This window comes from Bradyrhizobium sp. Pha-3 (genome assembly GCF_042258615.1).
GTDB lineage: Bacteria > Pseudomonadota > Alphaproteobacteria > Rhizobiales > Xanthobacteraceae > Bradyrhizobium.
The window spans coordinates 5796144-5818349 of the sequence record NZ_CP170152.1 but is presented as its reverse complement, the minus strand read 5'-3'; the positions used below and the strand labels follow the sequence as shown (position 1 = coordinate 5818349).

Annotated in this window: 20 protein-coding genes; 15 read left to right on the top strand and 5 right to left on the bottom strand. The window is 64.3% G+C overall.

The features are described 5' to 3' along the window. Positions 1–24: 24 nt before the first annotated feature. The 3 genes from ACE10Z_RS27745 to ACE10Z_RS27735 all read right to left on the bottom strand — a co-directional run bounded on the left by ACE10Z_RS27745 (position 25) and on the right by ACE10Z_RS27735 (position 3955). Entirely contained in the window at positions 25–756 is a 732-nt protein-coding gene (locus tag ACE10Z_RS27745) for an SDR family oxidoreductase (RefSeq protein ID WP_375783597.1), read from the bottom strand. A 118-nt stretch (positions 757–874) separates the two neighbouring features. Beyond that, positions 875–2713, bottom strand: a complete 1839-nt coding sequence (locus tag ACE10Z_RS27740) for an IlvD/Edd family dehydratase (protein WP_375783596.1) — start codon at positions 2711–2713, stop codon at positions 875–877. Between the two features lie 213 nt (positions 2714–2926). Beyond that, on the bottom strand, positions 2927–3955 hold the full coding sequence (locus tag ACE10Z_RS27735) for a LacI family DNA-binding transcriptional regulator (RefSeq protein WP_375783595.1): 1029 nt from the start codon (positions 3953–3955) through the stop codon (positions 2927–2929). A gap of 206 nt (positions 3956–4161) precedes the next feature. Here ACE10Z_RS27735 and ACE10Z_RS27730 point away from each other — a divergent pair, with 206 nt between their 5' ends. From ACE10Z_RS27730 to ACE10Z_RS27660, 15 genes are all read left to right on the top strand, one after another. Beyond that, positions 4162–5229 carry an ABC transporter ATP-binding protein gene (locus ACE10Z_RS27730; protein ID WP_166296685.1) on the top strand — a complete coding sequence of 356 codons (1068 nt, stop codon included), beginning with the start codon at positions 4162–4164 and terminating at the stop codon, positions 5227–5229. A 78-nt stretch (positions 5230–5307) separates the two neighbouring features. Continuing rightward, positions 5308–6627 (top strand): ABC transporter substrate-binding protein, encoded by a 1320-nt coding sequence (locus tag ACE10Z_RS27725; RefSeq protein WP_375783594.1) that lies wholly within the window; start codon positions 5308–5310, stop codon positions 6625–6627. 107 nt (positions 6628–6734) lie between these two features. Further along, positions 6735–7694, top strand: a complete 960-nt coding sequence (locus tag ACE10Z_RS27720) for a carbohydrate ABC transporter permease (RefSeq protein WP_375783593.1) — start codon at positions 6735–6737, stop codon at positions 7692–7694. After that, the gene (locus tag ACE10Z_RS27715; RefSeq protein ID WP_375783592.1) at positions 7687–8610 is read left to right on the top strand and encodes a carbohydrate ABC transporter permease; all 924 of its coding nucleotides are present in this window, start codon (positions 7687–7689) and stop codon (positions 8608–8610) included. Before ACE10Z_RS27720 ends, ACE10Z_RS27715 begins: the two co-directional genes overlap by 8 nt. A 52-nt stretch (positions 8611–8662) precedes the next feature. Beyond that, positions 8663–9649 (top strand): D-erythronate dehydrogenase, encoded by a 987-nt coding sequence (denD, locus tag ACE10Z_RS27710; RefSeq protein ID WP_375783591.1) that lies wholly within the window; start codon positions 8663–8665, stop codon positions 9647–9649. Positions 9650–9675: 26 nt separating this feature from the next. Next, complete coding sequence (locus ACE10Z_RS27705) at positions 9676–10632, top strand: sugar kinase (RefSeq protein ID WP_375783590.1); 957 nt, start codon at positions 9676–9678, stop codon at positions 10630–10632. Further along, positions 10629–11279 (top strand): bifunctional 4-hydroxy-2-oxoglutarate aldolase/2-dehydro-3-deoxy-phosphogluconate aldolase, encoded by a 651-nt coding sequence (gene eda, locus ACE10Z_RS27700; protein WP_375783589.1) that lies wholly within the window; start codon positions 10629–10631, stop codon positions 11277–11279. The genes ACE10Z_RS27705 and eda overlap by 4 nt, the downstream gene beginning before the upstream one ends. 137 nt (positions 11280–11416) lie before the next feature. Next, positions 11417–12586: an acetyl-CoA acetyltransferase gene (locus ACE10Z_RS27695; protein ID WP_375783588.1), complete on the top strand. Its 1170-nt coding sequence runs from the start codon at positions 11417–11419 to the stop codon at positions 12584–12586. A gap of 1 nt (position 12587) precedes the next feature. Then, positions 12588–14120, top strand: coding sequence for a class I adenylate-forming enzyme family protein (locus tag ACE10Z_RS27690; RefSeq protein WP_375783587.1), 1533 nt, complete (start codon positions 12588–12590; stop codon positions 14118–14120). A gap of 92 nt (positions 14121–14212) precedes the next feature. Next, positions 14213–14413: a hypothetical protein gene (locus ACE10Z_RS27685; protein ID WP_298364360.1), complete on the top strand. Its 201-nt coding sequence runs from the start codon at positions 14213–14215 to the stop codon at positions 14411–14413. A gap of 266 nt (positions 14414–14679) precedes the next feature. Then, complete coding sequence (locus tag ACE10Z_RS27680; RefSeq protein WP_223973067.1) at positions 14680–15879, top strand: CaiB/BaiF CoA-transferase family protein; 1200 nt, start codon at positions 14680–14682, stop codon at positions 15877–15879. A gap of 11 nt (positions 15880–15890) precedes the next feature. After that, entirely contained in the window at positions 15891–17057 is a 1167-nt protein-coding gene (locus tag ACE10Z_RS27675) for an acyl-CoA dehydrogenase family protein (protein WP_298364356.1), read from the top strand. Between the two features lie 148 nt (positions 17058–17205). Continuing rightward, on the top strand, positions 17206–18342 hold the full coding sequence (locus tag ACE10Z_RS27670) for a thiolase family protein (RefSeq protein WP_375783586.1): 1137 nt from the start codon (positions 17206–17208) through the stop codon (positions 18340–18342). Next, the gene (locus tag ACE10Z_RS27665; protein ID WP_375783585.1) at positions 18339–18698 is read left to right on the top strand and encodes a Zn-ribbon domain-containing OB-fold protein; all 360 of its coding nucleotides are present in this window, start codon (positions 18339–18341) and stop codon (positions 18696–18698) included. The genes ACE10Z_RS27670 and ACE10Z_RS27665 overlap by 4 nt, the downstream gene beginning before the upstream one ends. A gap of 422 nt (positions 18699–19120) precedes the next feature. Continuing rightward, positions 19121–19648, top strand: a complete 528-nt coding sequence (locus ACE10Z_RS27660) for a carboxymuconolactone decarboxylase family protein (RefSeq protein ID WP_375783584.1) — start codon at positions 19121–19123, stop codon at positions 19646–19648. 149 nt (positions 19649–19797) lie between these two features. Here ACE10Z_RS27660 and glsA read toward each other — a convergent pair whose 3' ends face one another. Continuing rightward, entirely contained in the window at positions 19798–21657 is a 1860-nt protein-coding gene (glsA, locus tag ACE10Z_RS27655) for a glutaminase A (protein ID WP_375783583.1), read from the bottom strand. A gap of 269 nt (positions 21658–21926) precedes the next feature. Continuing rightward, positions 21927–22148 (bottom strand): acetyl-CoA carboxylase biotin carboxyl carrier protein subunit, encoded by a 222-nt coding sequence (locus tag ACE10Z_RS27650; protein ID WP_375783582.1) that lies wholly within the window; start codon positions 22146–22148, stop codon positions 21927–21929. Positions 22149–22206: the final 58 nt, after the last annotated feature.

Here is a 22206-nt window from a genome sequence, read left to right as displayed (position 1 = left end):
GCAAAGAGCGGGGAGAGGTTGAGATCAGAGCATGAAGCCGCCGTCGACGACCATGTCGACACCAGTGGTGAATGCGGCTTCGTCGCTTGCAAGATAGACCGCCATCGCGGCGATTTCCTCGGCGGTGCCGAGCCGGCCCATCTTCTGGCGGGCGACGAATTTCTCGCGTCCGTCCGGGCCCGCGGCAGTCGCACGCTCCAGCATCGAGGGCGTCTCAACGGTGCCGGGGCAGATCGCGTTGCAGCGGATGCCCTGGGTGATGAAGTCGAGCGCGACCGCGCGCGTCAGCAGCGAAACCGCCGCCTTCGACGCGCTGTAGACATAGCGATTGGCCGGCGGCCGCAACGCCGCGCAGGACGAAATGTTGACGATGCTGCCGCCGCCGCCGGCCAGCATCGCCGGCAGAAACGCCTTGATGGTCCGGTGCATGGACTTGACGTTGAGATCGAACGAGAAGTCGAAGTCTTCGTCGGAGCACTCCAGAATCGTGCCGTGGTGCACGAAGCCCGCCGCATTGAGCAGGATATCGATCTTTCCAACGCGCTTGGCGAAGCTGTTGACCTCGGCGGTGCTGCGAACGTCGAGCCGCGCGGTCTCGGCGACGCCGTCCTTGCCGAGGCTGGCGATGCCACTCTCGTTGATGTCGGTGGCGATCACGGTCGCGCCTTCACGCGCGAATGCGATCGCACATGCGCGCCCGATGCCTGCCGCCGCCGCGGTGACGACGGCGCGCTTTCCCTTCAGTCGATTGGACATGCGTTTCTTCCTTCGGTTCTCGTATGTTTTTGCTGTCATGCGCGGGCTTGACCCGCGCATCCATCTTTCGAAGAGCGATGGATTGCCGGGTCAAGCCCGGCAATGACGGTCTTGCAGATCAGTGATTATCCCGCGCCACGCCGACCTTGCCGGCGATGTCGTGGTAGCGCGTCGCGAGCTCGAGGCAGGCGCCGGTCGCGTGCTGGCCGACGGTCTGGCGGTACAGCTCCTGCCACGGCGTCTGGTTGGCCGGGTGCGGGAAACCGCCCTTGGCCTTCAGTTCGGCGCGACGGGTGCGCAGCTCGTCCTCCGAGATCATGATGTTGGCGCTGCCCTTGTTGAGGTCGATGCGGACCTTGTCGCCGGTCTTCAGGATCGCTAGCCCGCCATCGGCCGCCGCTTCCGGCGAGGCGTTGAGGATCGACGGCGAGCCCGAGGTGCCGGACTGCCTTCCATCGCCGATGCAGGGCAGGGACAGGATGCCGCGCTTGATCAGTGCCGCCGGCGGCTGCATGTTCACGACCTCGGCGCCGCCGGGATAGCCGATCGGACCGGTGCCGCGGACGAACAGCACGCAATTTTCGTCGATGTCGAGCGCGGGATCCTCGATCCGGGCGTGATAGTCCTCCGGGCCCTCGAACACGATGGCGCGGCCCTCGAAGGCGTTGAGGTCCTTCGGGTTGGACAGATAGCGGTCGCGGAATTCCTTCGAGATCACGCTGGTCTTCATGATCGCGGAATCGAAGAGATTGCCGCGCAAGACCAGGAAGCCGGCGTCCTTCACCAGCGGCTTGTCGTAGCCCCAGATCACGTCGCCGTCGGGCTTCGGCGCTTCCTTGCAATTCTCGCCCATGGTGCGGCCATTGACGGTGAGGGCGCCTTCGTGGATGCGCTTGTGCTTGATCAGCTCGCGCACCACCGACGGCACGCCGCCGGCGCGGTGATATTCCTCGCCGAGATAGAAGCCGGCCGGCTGCATGTTCACCAGTAGCGGCACGTCGTGGCCGTATTTCTGCCAGTCGTCGATCGACAGCTCGACGCCGACGTGGCGCGCCAGCGCATTGATGTGGATCGGCGCATTGGTCGAGCCGCCGATCGCGGAGTTGACCACGATGCAGTTCTCGAACGCCTCGCGGGTCAGGAAGTCCGACGGCTTCAGGTCGTCCCAGACCATGTCAACGATGCGCTTGCCCGTCTCGTACGCGATCTGGCCGCGTTCGCGATAGGGCGCCGGGATCGCCGCGCAGCCCGGCAGCGAGAAGCCCAGCGCTTCGGCGAGCGAGTTCATCGTGGAGGCGGTGCCCATGGTGTTGCAATGGCCGACCGATGGCGCCGAGGAGGCCACGATCTCGATGAACTGCTCATAGTCGATCTCGCCCGCGGCAAGCCGCTCGCGCGCCTTCCACACCACCGTGCCGGAGCCGGTGCGCTGGCCCTCGTGCCAGCCGTTCAGCATCGGACCGCCCGACAGCACGATCGCCGGCAGGTTGACGGTCGCCGCCGCCATCATGCAGGCGGGGGTGGTCTTGTCGCAGCCGGTGGTCAGCACCACGCCATCGAGCGGATAGCCGAACAGGATCTCGACCAGGCCGAGATAGGCGAGGTTGCGGTCGAGCGCCGCGGTCGGGCGCTTGCCGGTCTCCTGGATCGGATGGGTCGGAAACTCCATGGCAATGCCGCCGGCGGCGCGGATGCCTTCGCGGACGCGGTGCGCAAGCTCGAGGTGATGGCGGTTGCAGGGCGACAGGTCGTTGCCGGTCTGGGCGATGCCGATGATCGGCTTGCCCGACTGCAATTCCTCGCGCGTCAAGCCGTAGTTCAGGTAGCGCTCGAGATAGAGCGCGGTCATGCCCGGATTGTGCGGGTTGTCGAACCATTCCTGGGAGCGGAGCCTGCGGCCCTTGCCCGTCTTGGTCTCGCCTGCGGCGCTATGCCCGTTGGTGTGGGGTTTTGTCATTGGTTTCTCCCGCAATGCAAACTCTTGATGGGCCCATTCAAGGGCTCTGGTTCAACGTCGTTCTACCTTGCGCAAATCGCCGCGCATTACAAACCCAAGCGATCACGCACAGGTGTTTCAGTGGATGGATTGGACCTTAGTTGAAGGCACTTGGTTGCGCTACCATTTTGTCATTTTTCGCGTCCCTTATGACAGGCTGGTGTCAAGTGCATGTCAGCTGCGTCGGGCCGAACTTTGCCGTTCCATGACACTGAAGCCGAGATCGACGACGGGCTCGGCGGGCCGGCGTCCTTCGAGCGTCTCGATCACCATCATGGCAGCGTTTCTGCCCATTTCGTAGCGATTGGTGCGTACGCTGCTCAGCGTCGGCTCGCTCGATGCCATGAATTCGAGGTCGTTGAAGCCGACGATGGCCATCTGCTCCGGCACCGTCATGTGACGGCGCTTGCATTCGAACAGCGCGCCGAGCGCCAGGTCGTCATTGACGCAGAACACCGCGTCGATGTCGGGCGTCTTGGCGAGCAGGTCGGCAAACAGCGTCCCGCCCAGCGTCACCGAGGTTGGAATCGCCGTCGTGACGATGAGTTGCGGATCGAACAGCGCGGCCTCGGTCATCGCGGCGCGATAGCCGTCAAGCCGCCGCTGGACCCGCGGATCCATTCGCGCGCCGAGGAAGCCGATCCGCCGGTTGCCCTGTGCGAGAAGGTGGGCGATTGCGGCTTTTGCTGCGTCAAAATGCGAGAATCCGATCATCATGTCGATCGGAGAGGGACCGACCTCCATGATTTGCACGATTGGGCAATCAACCGTTTCCATGATGCGGCGGGAATCGTCGGTCTGGTTGATGCCGGTGATGATCAGCCCGGCCGGCTTCTGTGCCAGAAAAAGACGCAGCAGGCGCTCTTCCTGCAGGATGCTGTAGCGGGTGTTGGCGAGCTGAATGCTGTAGCGGCTGCCGTCGAGCGCGTCATAGATGCCGCGCAGCACGTCGGCGAACACGTTGTTGGTCAGTGACGGGATCAGGACACCGATCACCTCGGTGCGCTGCGACGCAAGCGCGCGTGCCGCGAGATTGGGCACGTAACCGAGTTCTTTTGCCGCACTTTCGACCCGGGCGCGCTTGCCGGCCGAGAGTGCATCCGGATTCCTGAAGAACCGCGAGGCCGTAATCGGACTGACGCCGGCAAGCTTCGCGACTTCGGCGAGCCGGATCTTGCCTGGCGTGATGCGCTTTCGGGCCATTTGCCGCTCATATCACGACGTTCGTCGCAGACAAACCGATATTGACAGCGCTACCAAGCGATTGCTAATCGAACGATTGCCAAAACCGGATAAACTGCGGACAATAACGCAAGTCCAACAGAGCCGCGCACCCAGCGTGGCCGGAACAAAACAGAGCGGTGGCGGCACTCGTCGTACGCCGTCGGGAACTTGAGGGAGGGAAGTGGATGTCGTCGGTCCAGATTCGCGACGTGCGGAAGTCGTTCGGTAATTTCGAAGTCCTGCACGGCGTGTCGATCCCGATCGAGGACGGCGAGTTCGTCGTTCTGGTCGGCCCCTCCGGCTGCGGCAAGTCGACCCTGCTGCGCATGCTGGCGGGACTTGAGAACATCACCTCCGGAACGATCTCGATCGGCGACCGCGTCGTCAACAATGTCCAGCCCAAAGAGCGCGACATTGCGATGGTGTTCCAGAACTACGCGCTCTATCCGCACATGACGGTCGCCGACAATATGGGCTTCTCGCTGAAGCTGCGCGGCGCCAAGCCCGAAGAGATCTCGAGCGGGGTCAAGCGTGCAGCCGAAATCCTCGCGCTGACGCCGCTGCTCGAGCGCTATCCGCGCCAGCTCTCCGGCGGCCAGCGCCAGCGTGTCGCCATGGGCCGCGCCATCGTGCGCGATCCGCAGGTGTTCCTGTTCGACGAGCCGCTGTCGAACCTCGACGCCAAGCTTCGGGTGGCGATGCGCACCGAGATCAAGGAATTGCATCAGCGACTCAAGACCACGACCGTCTACGTCACCCACGACCAGATCGAGGCCATGACCATGGCCGACAAGATCGTGGTGATGCATGACGGCATCGTCGAGCAGATGGGCTCGCCGCTCGAGCTCTACGACAAGCCCGAGAACCAGTTCGTGGCCGGTTTCATCGGCTCGCCGGCGATGAATTTCCTCAAGGGCAAGGTCAAGGTGAACGGCGCCGCCTATTTCGAGGGGCCGAACGGCGTCAAGCTGCCGTTGAAATCGGCGCCGGCCAATTCCGACGGCCAACCCGCGGTCTACGGCGTGCGGCCCGAGCACTTCACCATTGCCGATGACGGCGCCGAAGCCGAGATCGTGGTGGTCGAGCCGACCGGCTCGGAGACCCAGGTGTTTGCCAAGCTCGGCGGCGAGCAGGTCGTCGCCGTGTTCCGCGAGCGCCATCAGTTCAACCCGGGCGACAAGGTTCGGCTCAAGCCGGATCCGGCGCTGGTCCATCTGTTCGACGATTCGACGGGGAAACGACTGAATAGCTGACCGACTGATCGATCTGAATGGCCGACCAACAGGCCAGATCAAAAGCAACAAAAACAAAGTCATTTGGGAGGAAGGACGATGCACGATTTCACTCGCCGCTCGCTACTTCAGGGCGGCACCGCGCTGGCCGCAACCGGGATGCTCACCGGGCCGGCGCTATTTGACTTCGCCAAGGCCTGGGCGCAGAGCGCGCCCTGGAAGGCGGAGCCCGGCGCCAAGCTCACCGTGATGCGCTGGAAGCGCTTCGTGCCCGCGGAAGACGATGCCTTCAATGCGATGGTGGCGGCCTTCAAGGCGGCAACCGGCACAGAGATGAACGTGTTCAGCGAGTCCTTCGAGGACGTGCAGCCCAAGGCCTCGGTCGCCGCGAACACCGGCTCCGGTCTCGACCTCGCCTGGGGCCTGCACACGCTGCCGCAGCTGTTCCCGACCAAAGTCCTGAAAATGAACGATGTCGCCGACTACCTCGGCAAGAAGTATGGCGGCTGGACGGACGCGGCGGCCAAAACCTGCAAGCTCGGCGACGACTGGCTGGGCATTCCCGTTGCGACCAACGGCGGCTACATGACCTATCGCAAGTCGGCGACAGACAAGGCGGGCTTCAAGGAGTTCCCGAAGGACTTTCCGGGCTTCCTCGAAATGTGCAAGGCGATGAAGGCGAATAACACGCCAGCCGGCTTTGCGCTCGGCCATGCCACCGGCGACGCCAATGGCTGGCTGCACTGGATCCTGTGGGGTCACGGCGCCTATACCGTGAACGAAAAGGATCAAGTCATCATCAACTCGCCCGAGACGGTGAAGGCACTGGAATATTGCAAGGCGCTGTCCGAAACCTTCATTCCGGGTGTTGCCTCGTGGAACGACTCATCCAACAACAAGGCGTTCCTGGCCGGTGAGCTCTACTGTACCCTCAACGGCATCTCGATCTATGTCGCGGCCAAGACCGATCCAACCAAGAAGGAACTCGCCGAAGACACTTATCATGCGCTGCATCCGGTCGGGCCCATCGGCAAGCCGACCGAACTGCAACTGGCGCTGCCGATTCTGGCCTTCAACTTCACGAAATACCCGAATGCCGCGAAGGCGTTCATCGCCTTCATGCTGGAGAAGGATCAGTTCGAGAAGTGGCTGGACGGGGCGCAGGGATACTTGACGCAAACGCTGAACGCCTACGAAAACGCGCCGGTCTGGACCGCCGACCCGAAGAACGCGGTGTTCTCGCAGGCCTCGAAGCGCACGCTGCCGGCCTCCGGGATTGGCAACCCCGGCGAGAAGGCGGCGACCGCGATCGCCGACTTCATCGTGGTCGACATGTTCGCCAACTACTGCACTGGCGCCAAGGATGCCAAGGCGGCGATCTCCGAGGCCGAGCGGCAGTTGAAGCGCACCTATCGCTGACGTGATGCGCGCGGGCGGCGCGAGCCGCCGTCCGCACCATCCTGGAATGCCACTACTGGACTATTGCGTGGTCATGCTCAATCGCATGAGCAATCGGGACATCGCTTATGGCTGACATCGCCCTTGCGCCGCGACGTGGGAAGACTGAAATCCGCGAAGCCACCGCCTGGGATCAGCTGCGCCACAACAAGAACTGGCTCGGCTTCTGGTTCATGGTGCCGGCGATGGCGTTCCTGATCTTCTTCCTGGCCTATCCGCTGGGCCTCGGGATCTGGCTGTCCTTCACCGACACCCGCATCGGCCGCGTCGGTCATTTTATCGGCACCGAGAACTATGAGTGGCTGTGGGACGATTCCATCTTCTGGCTGTCGGTGTTCAATACGCTGCTCTACACCTCCGTCGCGAGCGCGGTGAAATTCGCGGTCGGGCTCTATCTCGCGCTGCTGCTCAACGAGCGCATGCCGTTCAAGGCGCTGCTGCGTGCCGCCGTGCTGATCCCGTTCATAGTGCCGACCGTGCTGTCGGCGCTGGCGTTCTGGTGGATCTTCGATTCGCAGTTCTCGATCATCTCCTGGTCGTTGAAACATCTCGGCCTGATCACCCAGAACATCAATTTCCTCGGCGACAGCACCTGGGCCCGCATCTGCGTGATCTTCGCCAACATCTGGCGCGGTGTGCCGTTCGTCGCGATCACGCTGCTGGCCGGCCTGCAAACCGTGCAGCCTTCGCTCTATGAGGCCGCGACGCTCGACGGCGCGTCGCGCTGGCAGATGTTCCGCTTCATCACCTATCCCTTGCTGACGCCGATCATCGCGGTCGTGATGACGTTCTCGGTGCTGTTCACCTTCACCGACTTCCAGCTGATCTGGGCGATGACCCGCGGCGGCCCGGTCAACGCCACCCACCTGATGGCGACGCTGTCCTACCAGCGGGCGATCATCGCCGGACAATTGGGCGAGGGCGCTGCGATCTCGAGCGCGATGATCCCGTTCCTGCTCGCCGCGATCATGGTGTCCTGGTTCGGCTTGCAGCGCAGGAAGTGGCAGCAGGGAGAAAGCAATGACTGATCTCCCCGCACAGAAGGTCGATCTGAAGAGCATCCTGTCGACGCCGGCGCGCGTCGACAACAGCGAGGGCATGAGCTATCTGCAGTCGGTGCCGCGGCGGATCGTGACGCTCTACATCCCGCTGTCGATCATCGTCATCATCTTGCTGTTCCCGTTCTATTGGATGGGACTGACCGCGATCAAGCCGGACGACCAGCTGCTCGACCTCGACAAGTACAATCCGTTCTGGACCTGGAATCCGACCTTCAAGCACATCCACAAGCTGCTGTTCGAGAGCTACTATCCGCACTGGCTCTGGAATACGATGTATGTGGCGATCGGCGCCACCGTGCTGTCGATCATCGCGAGCGTGCTCGCGGCCTATGCGATCGTGCGGCTCCGCTACAAGGGCGCCACCGTCGTCGGCGGCCTGATCTTCCTGGCCTATCTGGTGCCGCCCTCGATCCTGTTCATTCCGCTGGCGACCGTCGTGTTCCAGTACGGCCTGTTCGACTCGCCGATGGCGCTGATCCTGACCTATCCGACGATCCTGATCCCGTTCTCGACTTGGCTTCTGATGGGCTATTTCAAGACCATTCCGTTCGAGCTCGAGGAGTGCGCGCTGATCGACGGCGCCAGCCGCTGGCAGATCCTGATCAAGATCGTGCTGCCACTCGCCATTCCCGGCCTGATCTCGGCCTTCATCTTCTGCTTCACGCTGTGCTGGAACGAGTTCATCTACGCGCTGACGTTCCTGCAATCGACCCCGAACAAGACCGTGCCGGTCGCCATCGTCAACGAGTTCGTTGACGGTGACATCTATCGCTGGGGTTCCCTGATGGCAGGGGCGCTATGCGGCTCGCTGCCGCTGGTTATTCTTTACGCCTTCTTCGTTGAGCATTATGTCTCGGCGATGACGGGTGCCGTGAAGGAATGAGCGCGCAAGGCCCGCAGCTGAATTCGAAGAAGAGAAGAAAGGGAGCAGGGTCGTGCACATTCTGATTCTGGGCGCCGCCGGCATGGTCGGCCGCAAGCTGACCGAACGTCTGTTGCGTGAAGGCCGTCTCGGCAAGCAGGACATCAGCAGGATGACCTTGCAGGACGTGGTCGCGCCGGCCAAGCCCGCCAACGCCTCGATCCCGGTCAATGTCGTCGCATCCGATTTCGCCGATGCCGGCGCCGCGGCGCCCCTGATCGCCGAGCGGCCGGACGTGATCTTCCATCTCGCCGCGATCGTCTCGGGCGAGGCGGAGGCCGAGTTCGACAAGGGTTACCGGATCAATCTCGACGGCACCCGCTATCTGATCGATGCGATCCGCGCGGTGGGCGGCGGCTACAAGCCGCGGCTGGTGTTCACCTCTTCGATCGCGGTGTTCGGCGCGCCGTTCCCGGAGAAGATCGGCGACGAGTTCTTCCATACGCCGCTGACGAGCTATGGCACGCAGAAGTCGATCTGCGAGCTGCTGATCAACGATTACACCCGCAAGGGCCTGCTCGACGGGATATCGATCCGCCTGCCGACGATCTGCGTGCGGCCGGGCAAGCCGAACAAGGCGGCATCCGGCTTCTTCTCCAACATCATCCGCGAGCCGCTGGCGGGCGAGGAGGCGGTGCTGCCGGTGTCCGAGGACGTGCGGCACTGGCACGCTTCGCCGAAATCGGCGGTCGGATTCCTGGTCCACGCCGGCACCATGGACCTCAACGCGATGGGGCCGCGGCGCAATCTCAGCATGCCCGGGATGTCCGTCAGCGTCGGCGAGCAGATCGCCTCGCTGGAGCGCGTTGCCGGCAAGAACGTCACCGCGCGGATCAAGCGGGTGCCGGATCCGACCATCATCGGCATCGTCTCGGGCTGGCCGCGCGATTTCGCCACCGACCGCGCGCTGAAGCTCGGCTTCACCACCGCCGAGAAGACGTTCGACGACATCATCCGCATCCACATCGAGGACGAACTGGGCGGCAAGTTCGCCGCCTAGCTCCGCTCAGGCACGCGGGTCTTGGCATGACCAGGGTCGCCAGCATCGGCGAATGCATGATCGAGTTGCGACAGGCTCCGGGCGGCCAGCCCGGAGGGCTGTATTCGCGCTCCTATGGCGGCGACACGCTCAACACCGCCGTCTATCTGTCCCGGCTCGGCGTCCACATCGATTACATCACGGCGCTCGGCGATGATGCGCTGAGCGATGAGATGATCGCGGGCTGGGCGAGCGAAGGCATCGGCACCAAGCATGTCGCGCGATTGGCCGGCAAGCTGCCCGGGCTCTATCTGATCCAGACCGACGACAAGGGCGAGCGGCGCTTCTTCCACTGGCGCGACAGCGCCGCCGCCCGCGAACTGATGGACCTGCCCGAGACGGCCGACATCCTGAACTCGCTCGCGACCTATGATATCGTCTATCTCTCGGCGATCACGCTCTCGATCCTGCGCGAGGATGGGCGGGACCGGCTGATGGCGGCGCTGAAGCGCGCGCGACTGCTGGGCACGCGCTTCGCGTTCGACACCAATTTCCGCGCCCGCAGCTGGCCGGACCTGGCTCTCGCGCGGAAGGTCTTCAGCAGCGCATTCGAGACCGCCGATATCGTGCTTGCTTCGACCGAGGATCTGGCGCCGCTCTATCCCGGCGAGAGCAACACCGCGCTGCTCGCCGGCATCTCGAGCCCCGAGGTCGTGCTGAAGCTCGCCGAGCCCGCCTGCATCGTGCGCTCCGCCGGCGGAACGCGCGAGGTGAGGGCAGAGCCGCTGCCGAAACCGGTGGTCGATACCACGGCGGCCGGCGACAGTTTTGCCGCGGCCTATCTCGCCGCGCGGCTCGGCGGCGCCGAGCCCGAGGAAGCGGCGCGCGCCGGCCATCGTCTGGCCGGGGTCGTGGTGTGCTATCCCGGTGCGATCATTCCACGCTACGCCATGCCGCCGAAGAAGGCGCCTCGTCCCCCACCATCCCGCAAGGTCTCGCAATGACAACGACATCGAAGCAGGACCGGATCGCCGAGCTGATCCGCCAGGCCACCGTGATCCCGGTGCTGACCATCGAGCGGCTTGAGGACGCGGTACCGCTCGCCAAGGCGCTGGTCGCGGGCGGCGTGCGGACGCTCGAGGTGACGCTGCGTACGGCGGTCGCGGTCGATGCGGCCAGGGCCATCGTCGCCGAGGTGCCCGATGCGGTGGTCGGGATCGGCACGATCCTCAATGGCGACGATCTGGCGCGCGCCGAGGCGCTTGGCGCCAAGTTCGGCATCAGCCCGGGCGCGACGCCCGAGCTGTTGAAGGCGGTCGCTGCCAGCCGGCTGCCTTTCGCGCCGGGGATCGCGACCGCCTCGGAGCTGATGCAGGCGCTGGCGCACGGCTTCGACGTCGTCAAATTCTTCCCCGCCGAGCAGGCCGGCGGTATCAAGGCACTGCGGGCCTTGGCCGGTCCATTCCCGAACGTCAGGGTCTGCCCGACCGGCGGGATTGGCGAGACCAATGCGGCGACCTGGCTCGCCGAGCCCAATGTGCTCGCGGTCGGCGGTTCCTGGCTGTGCCCGGCGGCCGATATCCGCGCCGGCAACTGGGCGGGCATAACCGCCATGTGCGCGAAGGCGATGAAAACGCTGAAAGCCGGCTAGAACTCCGTTCCGATAGGAACGGGGTTCTAGACTCTGGTTTTAACGCGTTTTCTTTACGCGAACCGGTATCCACTTCGCTCGAAAACGCTCTCGAGATACGCTACATAACTCCCGAACAGGAACAGGGAGATACGGCCATGACAGCCAGCATTGTGGGTTGGGCGCACACGCCATTCGGAAAGTTTGACGCGGAGACCGTCGAGGGGCTCGTCGTCAAGGTCGCCAACGAGGCGCTCGCCGATGCCGGCATTGCCGCGTCCGACGTCGACGAGATCATGCTCGGCCATTTCAACGCCGGCTTCTCGCCGCAGGACTTCACGGCGTCACTGGTGCTGCAGGCCAATCCGGCGCTGCGCTTCAAGCCGACCACCCGCGTCGAGAACGCCTGCGCCACCGGATCGGCCGCGGTGCACCAGGGCATCCGCGCCATCGAGGCGGGTGCCGCCAAGATCGTGCTCGTCGTCGGCGTCGAGCAGATGACGAAGACGCCGGGGCCGGAGATCGGCAAGAACCTCCTGAAGGCGTCCTATCTGCCTGAGGACGGCGACACGGTCGGCGGCTTCGCCGGCGTGTTCGGCAAGATCGCGCAGGCCTACTTCCAGAAATACGGCGACCAGTCGGATGCGCTGGCGATGATCGCCGCCAAGAACCACAAGAACGGCGTCGCCAACCCCTATGCGCAGATGCGCAAGGATTTCGGCTTCGAGTTCTGCCGCGCCGAGAGCGACAAGAACCCGTTCGTCGCCGGTCCCTTGAAGCGCACCGATTGCTCGCTGGTCTCCGACGGCGCCGCCGCGCTGGTGCTGACCGATGCCGAGACCGCCAAGACCATGGGCAAGGCCGTGAACATCCGCGCCACCGCCCATGCGCAGGATTTCCTGCCGATGTCGAAGCGCGATATCCTGCAGTTCGAAGGCTGCACTGTCGCCTGGCAGCGCGCGCTGCAGAAGTCCGGCCTGCAGCTCTCCGATCTGTCCTTTGTCGAGACCCATGACTGCTTCACGGTCGCCGAGCTGATCGAATACGAAGCGATGGGCCTGACGCCGAAGGGCCAGGGCGCGCGCGCGATCATGGAAGGCTGGACCCAGAAGGACGGCAAGCTGCCGGTCAATCCGTCCGGCGGCCTCAAGGCCAAGGGCCATCCGATCGGCGCCACCGGCGTCTCCATGCACGTGATGAGCGCGATGCAGCTCACCGGGCAGGCGCCCGAGGGCATGCAGCTCAAGAACCCGCAGATCGGCGGCATCTTCAACATGGGCGGTGCGGCGGTCGCCAACTACGTCTCGATCCTCGAGCCGGCGAAGTAGCTTGAACATTGCCGAATGGCTGGCGGCAACGGCACGGGCGCGTCCCGAAGCGCCGGCGCTGCTGACCGGGTTCGACCTCGACGCCGACTATGCAACCTTTGCCCGCCGCGCCGCCTCGATCGGGGCGGCGCTGGCGCGCGATCACGGCGTTGCCGCCGGCGACCGCATCGCGCTGTTTGCCGGTAATTGCACGCAATATCTCGAATGTCTCTATGGCATCTGGTGGATCGGCGCCGCGGCGATCCCGATCAACGCCAAGCTGCACGGCCGCGAGGCGGCGTGGATCTGCGGCAATGGCGGCGCCAGGCTCGCTTTCGTGTCCGACGACACCATCGGCGCGCTGACCGAAGCGAAGGACGATTGTCCGGCCGGCATGACCATGCTGTCGGTCGACAGCGATGCCTACAAGGCGATGCGAAGCGGCGAGGGGTCAGCTGCTCCGCTGCCGCGCGAAAGCAACGATCTTGCCTGGCTGTTCTACACGTCAGGCACGACCGGCCGTCCCAAGGGCGTGATGCTGAGCCACGGCAATCTGGTTGCGATGTCGCTGTGCTATCTCGCCGATGTCGATCCGGCGACGCCGCATGATGCCTCGCTCTATGCGGCGCCGATCTCGCATGGCGCCGGCCTGTACAATTTCCCGCATGTCCGGATGGGCGGCCGCCACGTCGTCCCCGAGTCCGGTGGCTTCGATCCGGACGAGGTGCTCAACCTCGGCCGCCAGCTCGACAATGTCGTGATGTTCGCGGCGCCCACCATGGTGCGACGCCTGGTCGATGCGGCGAAGAAGCGCGGCGAGAACGGCGAGGGACTGCGCACCATTATCTATGGCGGCGGGCCGATGTACACGGCCGACATCACCGATGCGATCGCGACCATGGGCCAGCGCTTCGTGCAGATCTACGGCCAGGGCGAGTCGCCGATGACGATCACGGCGCTGTCGCGCGATTGGCACCGCGCGAGCGACCATCCGCGCTATCTCGAGCGGCTGGCTTCGGTCGGCACCGCCCAGAGCGTCGTCACCGTGCGTATCACCGACAAGGACGGCATGCCGCTGCCCGCCGGCGAGACCGGCGAGATCGAGGTCAAGGGCTTAACCGTGATGCTCGGCTACTGGAACAATCCGAAGGCCAATGCCGAGACGCTGAAGGACGGCTGGCTGCGCACCGGCGACGTCGGCCGTCTCGATGCCGACGGCTTCCTGACGCTGTCGGACCGCTCCAAGGACGTGATTATCTCCGGCGGCACCAACATCTATCCGCGTGAGGTCGAGGAAGCGCTGCTGACGCATCCTGATGTCCGCGAGGTCTCGGCGATTGGTGTGCCAGATCCGGAATGGGGCGAGATCGTCGTCGCCTGCGTCGTGCTGGAGGAGGGCGCCACCGCCGACGACGGCAGGCTCGACGCGCATTGTCTTGCCTCGATCGCCCGCTTCAAGCGGCCCAAGCGCTATGTCTATCTCGATGCCCTGCCGAAGAACAATTATGGCAAGGTGCTGAAGACCGCGCTGCGGGAGATGATGGCCAAAGGATAGGCCAAAGGGATCGGCCAAGGAATCTGCAAAGGGATAGGCCGCGGCCTCCCGTCGCGCTAAGCTGCTTGCGCCTGTCACCGGGAGAACGGACCATGGGTATCGAGACGTCCCTGTCGCTGTCGGAAGTGAACGATCGCATCGCAATCCTCCGGGACAATATCAGGCAGCTGATCGAGCAGGCCGCGGGTGCCGCTGGCGCCGAAGTCGAAGAGCGCATTGCCGAGCGGCTCGAGCAGCAGAACGCGGAACTGGAAAAGTTCCTGAAGGCGCGCGAGGCGATGACCGGGCAGTAACCGGCATCGGGCCGGCGGTGCGCACGCTTCGTCTTGCCGCCCTGCGTTCCGCCGCGCGGAAACGATCCGGCCGTCGCCGCGCATACGCCCATACGCCCGGCGCAGCTTGATCTCGGCGAAGAGCTCCCGTTAGTAGGCATGAACCGGAAAGTGCGAAGCGGCTTTCCGGAAAGCTCATGCTTAAAAGACGCCAAAGCGCGATGACGCTCGCCTGATCTCATCATGCTTTAGCTGCGTAACCACAACATCCGGGAGCGAACAGCACGATGGGACCACTGCAGGGTATCAAGGTCGTCGATATGACGACCGTGCTGATGGGGCCCTATGCCACCCAGATGCTCGGCGACTACGGCGCCGACGTCATCAAGGTGGAATCGCCTGACGGCGACGTGACGCGGCAGATCGGTCCGACCCGGCATCCCGGCATGGGACCGGTGTTCCTCAACACCAACAGAAGCAAGCGTTCGGTCTGTCTCGATCTGAAGAAGCCGGCGGGGCGCGAAGCCGTGCTGCGCCTGATCGCGCAGGCCGATGTGCTGGTCTACAACGTGCGCCCGCAGGCGATGGCGCGGCTGCAACTCGGCTACGACGTCGTCGCCAAGGTCAATCCGCGGCTGATCTATGCCGGCGTGTTCGGCTTCGGCCAGGAGGGACCATACGCAGCCAAGCCCGCCTATGACGACCTGATCCAGGGCGCCACCGCGCTGCCGGCGCTGATGGCGCAGACCTCGGACGGCGTGCCGCGCTACGTGCCGAATGCGCTGGTCGATCGCATCGTCGGCCTCACCGCGGTCGGCGCGATCTGCGCGAGCCTCGTGCATCGCGACCGCACCGGGCAGGGCCAGCGCGTCGACATCCCGATGTTCGAGACCATGGCCGGCTTCGTGATGGGTGACCATATGGGCGGCCTGACCTACGATCCGCCGCTCGACAAGGGCGGCTACGCGCGGCATCTGTCGCCGGACCGGCGGCCCTACAAGACCTTGGACGGCTATATCTGCGTGATCGTCTACAACGACAAGCAGTGGGAGAACTTCTTCAAGGCGACCGGCCGCGACGATCTGCGTAGCGATCCAAAGTTCGCGACCTTCGCCGGCCGTGCCACCAACATCGATGTCGTCTACGCCGAGCTCGCGCGCATCCTGCAGACCAAGACCACGGCCGAGTGGAACGAGATCCTGGAGAAGGCCGACGTGCCCGTGATGCCGATGCACGATCTCGAGAGCCTGCTGGAGGACCCGCATATGGTCGCGACCGGCGTCTTCCCCGTGATCGATCACCCGACCGAGGGCCGCATCCGCAGCATGACGCCGTCGGCGCGCTGGTCGGAGACCAAGGTCGAGCCAAGTCGGCTGGCGCCGCGGCTCGGCGAGCACAGCGCGGAGATTTTGCGGGAGGCCGGTTTCTCCGCTGACGAGATCGCGGCAATGGTGCGCGACGGCGCGGCCAAAGTGGTGAAGGCATAGGAGCACGACAGATGGATTTCGCACTCTCCGCCAACCAGGAATCGATCCGCGACGCCGTCGCCAAGATCTGCTCGCGCTTCGACGAAGCCTACTGGCTGAAGAAGGACAAGGAGGGCGGCTATCCGGCCGACTTCCACCGCGCGCTGGCCGATGCCGGCTGGCTCGGCATCTGCATCCCCGAGGAATATGGCGGCTCCGGGCTCGGCATCACCGATGCCGCGATCATGATGCGCACGATCTCCGAATCCGGCGCCGGCATGTCCGGCGCATCGGCCGTGCACATGAACGTGTTCGGGCTCAATCCGGTGGTGGTGTTCGGCACCAAGGAGCAGTGCCAGCGCATGCTGCCGCCGATCATCGACGGCCGCGACAAGTCCTGCTTTGCGGTCACCGAGCCCAACACCGGCCTCAACACCACCCAGCTCAAGACCCGCGCCGTGCGCCAGGGCGACAAATACATCGTCAACGGCCAGAAGGTGTGGATCTCGACCGCGCAGGTCGCCAACAAGATCCTGCTGCTCGCGCGGACCACGCCGCTGGAAGAGGTGAAGAGCGCGACCCACGGCCTCAGCCTGTTCTACACCGATTTCGATCGCAAGCGCGTCACCGTGCACGAGATCGAGAAGATGGGCCGCAAGCCCGTCGACTCCAACGAGCTGTTCTTCGAGAATTTCGAGATTCCGGTCGAAGACCGCATCGGCGAGGAAGGCCGCGGCTTCGAATACATTCTGCACGGCATGAACCCCGAGCGCATCCTGATCGCGGCCGAAGCTGTCGGCCTCGGCCAGATCGCGCTGAAGCGGGCGTCGGAATACGCCAAGGGCCGCATCGTGTTCAACCGCCCGATCGGCATGAACCAGGCGATCCAGCATCCGCTGGCGAAGTGCTGGATGGAGCTCGAGGCGGCCTGGCTGATGGTGCTGCGGGCTGGCTGGCAATACGACCAGAACCTGCCCTGCGGCCCCGCCGCGAACTCGGCGAAATATCTCGCTGCGGAAGCCGGCTTCCACGCCTGCGAGCAGGCGGTGATGACGCATGGCGGCTTCGGCTATGCCAAGGAGTATCACGTCGAGCGCTACCTGCGGGAGTCGCTGATCCCGCGCATCGCGCCGATCAGCCCGCAGCTCATCCTCAGTTTCATCGGCGAGAAGGTGCTCGGCCTTCCGAAGTCGTATTGATGGTTGGGAATTTCCACAGCGTCATTCCGGGATGCGCCATCAGGCGCAGGCCCGGAATCCATCGGGCCACATGCGAAGCCGCTGAAATGGATTCCGGGCTCGCCGCTTCGTGTCGCCCCGGAATGACGACGGAGATGGTGGAGACAAGATGAGCTTCGTCACCGGCGTCGGCCTCACGTCCTACGGCAAGCATGAGGGCCTGTCCTCGCTCGACCTGATGAGCAACGCGGCCGAGCTGGCCATTGCTGATGCAGGGCTGAAGCGATCCGACATCGACGGCATCCTGTGCGGCTACTCCACGGTCTCGCCGCACATCATGCTGGCCACGGTATTCGCCGAGCATTTCGGTATTCGTCCGTCCTATGCCCACGCCGTGCAGGTCGGCGGCGCCACGGGCCTTGCGATGACCATGCTGGCGCATCACCTGGTCGACGCCGGTGTCGCAAGACACGTGCTGGTGGTCGGCGGCGAGAACCGGCTAACCGGGCAGAGCCGCGACGCCTCGATCCAGGCGCTGGCCCAGGTCGGCCATCCCGACTACGAGGTGACGCTGGGGCCGACGATCCCCGCCTATTACGGCCTGGTCGCGACGCGTTACATGCATGAATACGGCCTCACGCAGGAGGACCTCGCCGAGTTCGCGGTGTTGATGCGCAAGCATGCGCTGACGCATCCCGGCGCGCAATTCCACGAGCCGATCACGGTTGCCGACGTGATGGCCTCGAAGCCGGTGGCGATGCCGCTCAAACTGCTTGATTGCTGCCCGGTCTCAGACGGCGGCGCGGCGTGCGTGATCAGCCGCAAGCCGACCGGCGAGCGGCGGGTTCGCGTTCGCGGCTGCGCCCAGGCCCATACCCATCAGCACGTCACGGCCGCGCCGGCGCTGAGCGAACTGGGCGCGGAGATTTCGATCGCGAAGGCGAAAGAGGTGTCAGGCATCGCGATATCAGACGTGCGTTACGCCGCGGTCTACGACAGCTTCACGATCACGCTGGCGATGCTGCTGGAAGACCTCGGCCTCGCCAAGCGCGGCGAGGCGGCGGCGCGGGTGCGGGCCGGCTATTTCAATCAGGATGGCGAGCTGCCGCTCAACACCCATGGGGGCCTGCTCAGCTATGGCCATTGCGGTGTCGGCGGCGCGATGGCGCATCTGGTCGAAACCCATCTGCAGATGACTGGCCGCGCCGACAATCGCCAGGTGCGCGACGCCTCGGTCGCGCTGCTGCACGGCGACGGCGGCGTGCTGTCCTCGCATGTCAGCATGTTCCTGGAGCGCGTGCGATGAGCGGACCGATCGCGGATTGGACCAAGGGCGCGGAAGCCATCGTCTACCAGACCTGCAACGCCTGCGGCGCGCGGCAATATTTCCGCCGCAGCTTCTGCGCGGCCTGCGGCTCACCAGATCTCGCTGAGCATCGCGCGAGCGGAGCAGGGACGGTGTATGCGACGTCGCTGGTCTGCCGCGCCGCAACGCCGGAGACCCGGGCGCATGTGCCCTACAATATCGTGCTCGTGGATGCCGACGAGGGCTTTCGCATGATGGCCCATGGCGACAACGACCTTGCCATCGGCGACAAGGTTTTGGCGCGTTTCACGCAATTCACGGGACGACTGGTTCCGTATTTCGCAAAGGCAAAATGAGGGGCTGAGCGATCCAGTCAGAACGCGAAATCAGGCTGAATTGGTTCGCTCTTGCCCCTCATAGTTTACGGATACTATCGCCAATAAAAGACAAAGCTGGCGATGACGAGCATCGCCGTCACCGCCAGCATTTGCGCAAGCGCTTCCGAGGCCGCCCTCTTGGTGGCTTCCTTCATGCGTTTCCCCTAGACTTGGGCGTGACTCATCGTTGCGCAAATTGCGCGAACGACGGCCAGATTTTGTACTCGGAACACCCCGCGTCGAGCATTCGCTTTTGACGAGTCCCCACTCAGCGAATATCGACTGTGTCAGGGTTGTCTGGGAATACGGCGGCAATTTGACTCGCGCGTGTTGCTCCTGCGACGCCCGGCGGATACTGTTTCGGAACCCGAGAGAAACGACAGCAACATCAAGGTTGGGAAATGGCCCGTATCGACTACTCCGATCCCACGAAGGCAAGCCCGCGCACCCGCGAGATCCTCGACAAAAACCGCAACGCCAACATCTTTCGCATGATGGCGCATTCGCCGAGCTACTTCGAACAATACTGCCGGCTCGGCGGCGCGATCCGCCACAAGGGCGAACTCGATCCGATCGTGCGCGAGCTCGCGATCACGCGCACCGGCATTCTCTGCGAGGCGCCCTACGAAATCGTCGCGCACAAGCGCATCGGGAAGAATGTCGGCGTCACCGACGAGCAGAACGCAGCGCTGGAGAACTGGCAGGAGGCAGCCTGCTTCAACGAGGTGCAGCGCGCGGCGCTCGCCTTCACCGACGAGATCGTCAAGCTGAAGAAGCCGACCGATGCGACCTTCAAGGCGATCGCGGCGAAGCTGACGCCGGGCGCACTGATCGAACTGCAGCTCTCGGTCGGCTTCTACATCATGACGTCGAAATTCCTCGAGACGTTCGAGATCGACATGCAGCCGGTAACGGAAGTGGTGAGTTAGGCTGCTCCTGGGCGTCCATCTCCACACGTCATGGCCGGGCTTGACCCGGCCATCCACGTCTTTCTTCACGATCAGCGCCAAGACGCGGATGCCCGGGTCAAGCTCGGGCATGACGAGTTGTCTAAATCCCCGCGCGGTGTGACGAAAATCTACCCCGACGTCAGCAGATCGACCTTCGCATTCGCCACGATCAGCCGCTCGGCGAGGATCTGCGCGAGGTTGCGCATGATCCGCTCGCCGGCGCGCGGGTGCTGCTCGCGGAAGCGCTCAAAATCCTTGATCGCGACCTCATAGGCGGTCGCTGACATGTCGGCGAGCACGTCGGCCGAGCGCTTCGTCTCGAGCAGCGCCATCTCGCCGAACGCCATGCCGGCGGTCAGGGTCGCAAGCCGGATGCCGTCGGGCAGGGTGACATGGACCACGCCGCTGCGCAGGAAGAACAGCGAGGTCGCCTCACGATCCGCGGCGATGATCTTTTCATTCGGCTGGTAGGTCCTGACCGTGCAGAGCGAGGCGATGTCTGCGATCTCGCGCTCGCTCAATCCGGCGAGCAGCGGCTGCTCGGACAGTTCTGTCGTTTCGAGGAAGTCGATCGAGCCGCCATAACGATAGACGATCTGGTCCTCCGCCCATTCGATCGCGGTGTCGAGCAGGTAGAAATCCCTGATATTGCCGAGCCGGTTGGTCCACTCGCTGATCGTGCTCCACTCGCGCGAGGTCCGCTTGATGCCGGACAGGATCACGGTGACGCCCAGCTCGGCCAGTTCCTGAAAGGCCTCCGCCACCAGGCGGGCGCCGGCGCGGGTCGTCGCGGTGACGCGGCGCAGGTCGAAGATCACGAACTCCGGCCGCGGGCTGGCGGCGAGGCGGCGCGAGACATAGTCGACATTGGAAAGCGACAGCGTGCCGACCAGCTCGATCACGCGCACCTCCTGGAAGTGCCTAGCCAGGATCTCCTGCTCCTGCGGCCGCCGCACCCGCCGTGACGGGTTCTTGCCGATATTGTAGTCGGCGATGATGCTGTGGCGGGCGTCGTCGCTGCGATTCAGCATGTGCAGGTCGTAATGCGCCGATAGCGCCTCGCAGACCTTGATGCCGCGCACGCTGTTGCCGTGCTTGTCGAGCCTTGGCGAGTAGCTGCCGAGCCCGAGCCGCGCCGGCAGCGCTGCCAGGATGCCGCCGCCGACCCCGCTCTTGGCGGGGATGCCGACGCGGTAGATCCATTCGCCGGCGTAGTCGTACATGCCCGACGAGGTCATCACCGACAGCGTGCGCGCGATCGCGTAGGGCGTCGCGACCTGCTCACCGGTCAGCGGATTGATGCCGCGGTTGGCCAGCGTCGCTGCCATCACCGCGGTGTCGCGCGCGGTAACCAGGATGGCGCATTGCCGGAAATAGACGTCGAGCACCGCAGGCACGTTCTCGGTGATCACGCTGTTGGTGCGCAGCAGGTAGCCGATCGCCCGGTTGCGGTCGCCGGTGGCGCTCTCGGAGGCGTAGACCGCCTCGTCGACGTCGAGCTCGCGGCCGGCGAAGCGGCCGAGCGCCTGGCGGATATAGTCGAACGCGCCGTCGCCCTTGTCGGCATGGAGCAGGCCGGAGCAGGCGATCGCGCCAGCATTCACCATCGCATTGAACGGGTGGTTCTCGGCGTTGAGCCGGATCGAGTTGAAGGGGTCGCCGGACGGTTCGACGCCGATCACGCTCTCCACCCGCTCGGCGCCGAGCGTGTCCAGCGCCAGCGCGAACACGAACGGTTTTGACATCGACTGGATGGTGAAGGGCACCCCGGTGTCGCCGACCTCATAGACATGACCGTCGAGCGTCGCGAGGCTGATGCCAAAATGGGCGGGGTCGGCCTTGCCGAGCTCCGGGATGTAGTCGGCCACCGCGCCGCCGGCCTCCGGCAGGAAGTCTGCGTAACACGTGTGCAGAAACCGCAGCAGTGGCGGCTTGGAGCTCGACCAGGCCGTGGTGGTGGCGGTGACGGGAGGAGGCGATCGTTTCATCACCTCCTGTTGTGCAACGCAATCATGGCGCACGCAACTGAGCGCGCACCGACATCAGCGGGGTGCGGAGAACCGGTGGCCGTCGGTTTTCGAACAGATGTTCACAAAACGAGCAGTTGCTCGGCAATTGTATCGCCATACGAAACTTTCAGGTTGAGAATGTTTCGAAGGCGAAACAGCATGCGACGCCGTGCGGCTCCCAAAGGAACCACCGCCGATCACATGACATCTGGGAATTTGGTCCGAGCCGAGCGACTCGACGGCCGCGCTCAGGTCTCGACGATCGCAACGGCCTGGCCTTCGGCGATGACGTCGTCAATCCTGACCAAAATCGACTTGATTTTGCCTGCTGCCGTCGATGTGACCGGGATCTCCATCTTCATCGCTTCGACGAACGCGATCTCGTCGCCATCGCCGACGCTGCTGCCGGCTTCAACAGGAAGCGCGCAAACGCGCCCGGCAACTTCAGTCACAACCTTGATCTCTGGCATTCCACTCTCCGATACCGTCTTGCGGAAATTTCATCCGGCGAACGGCTTTTTGTTGTGG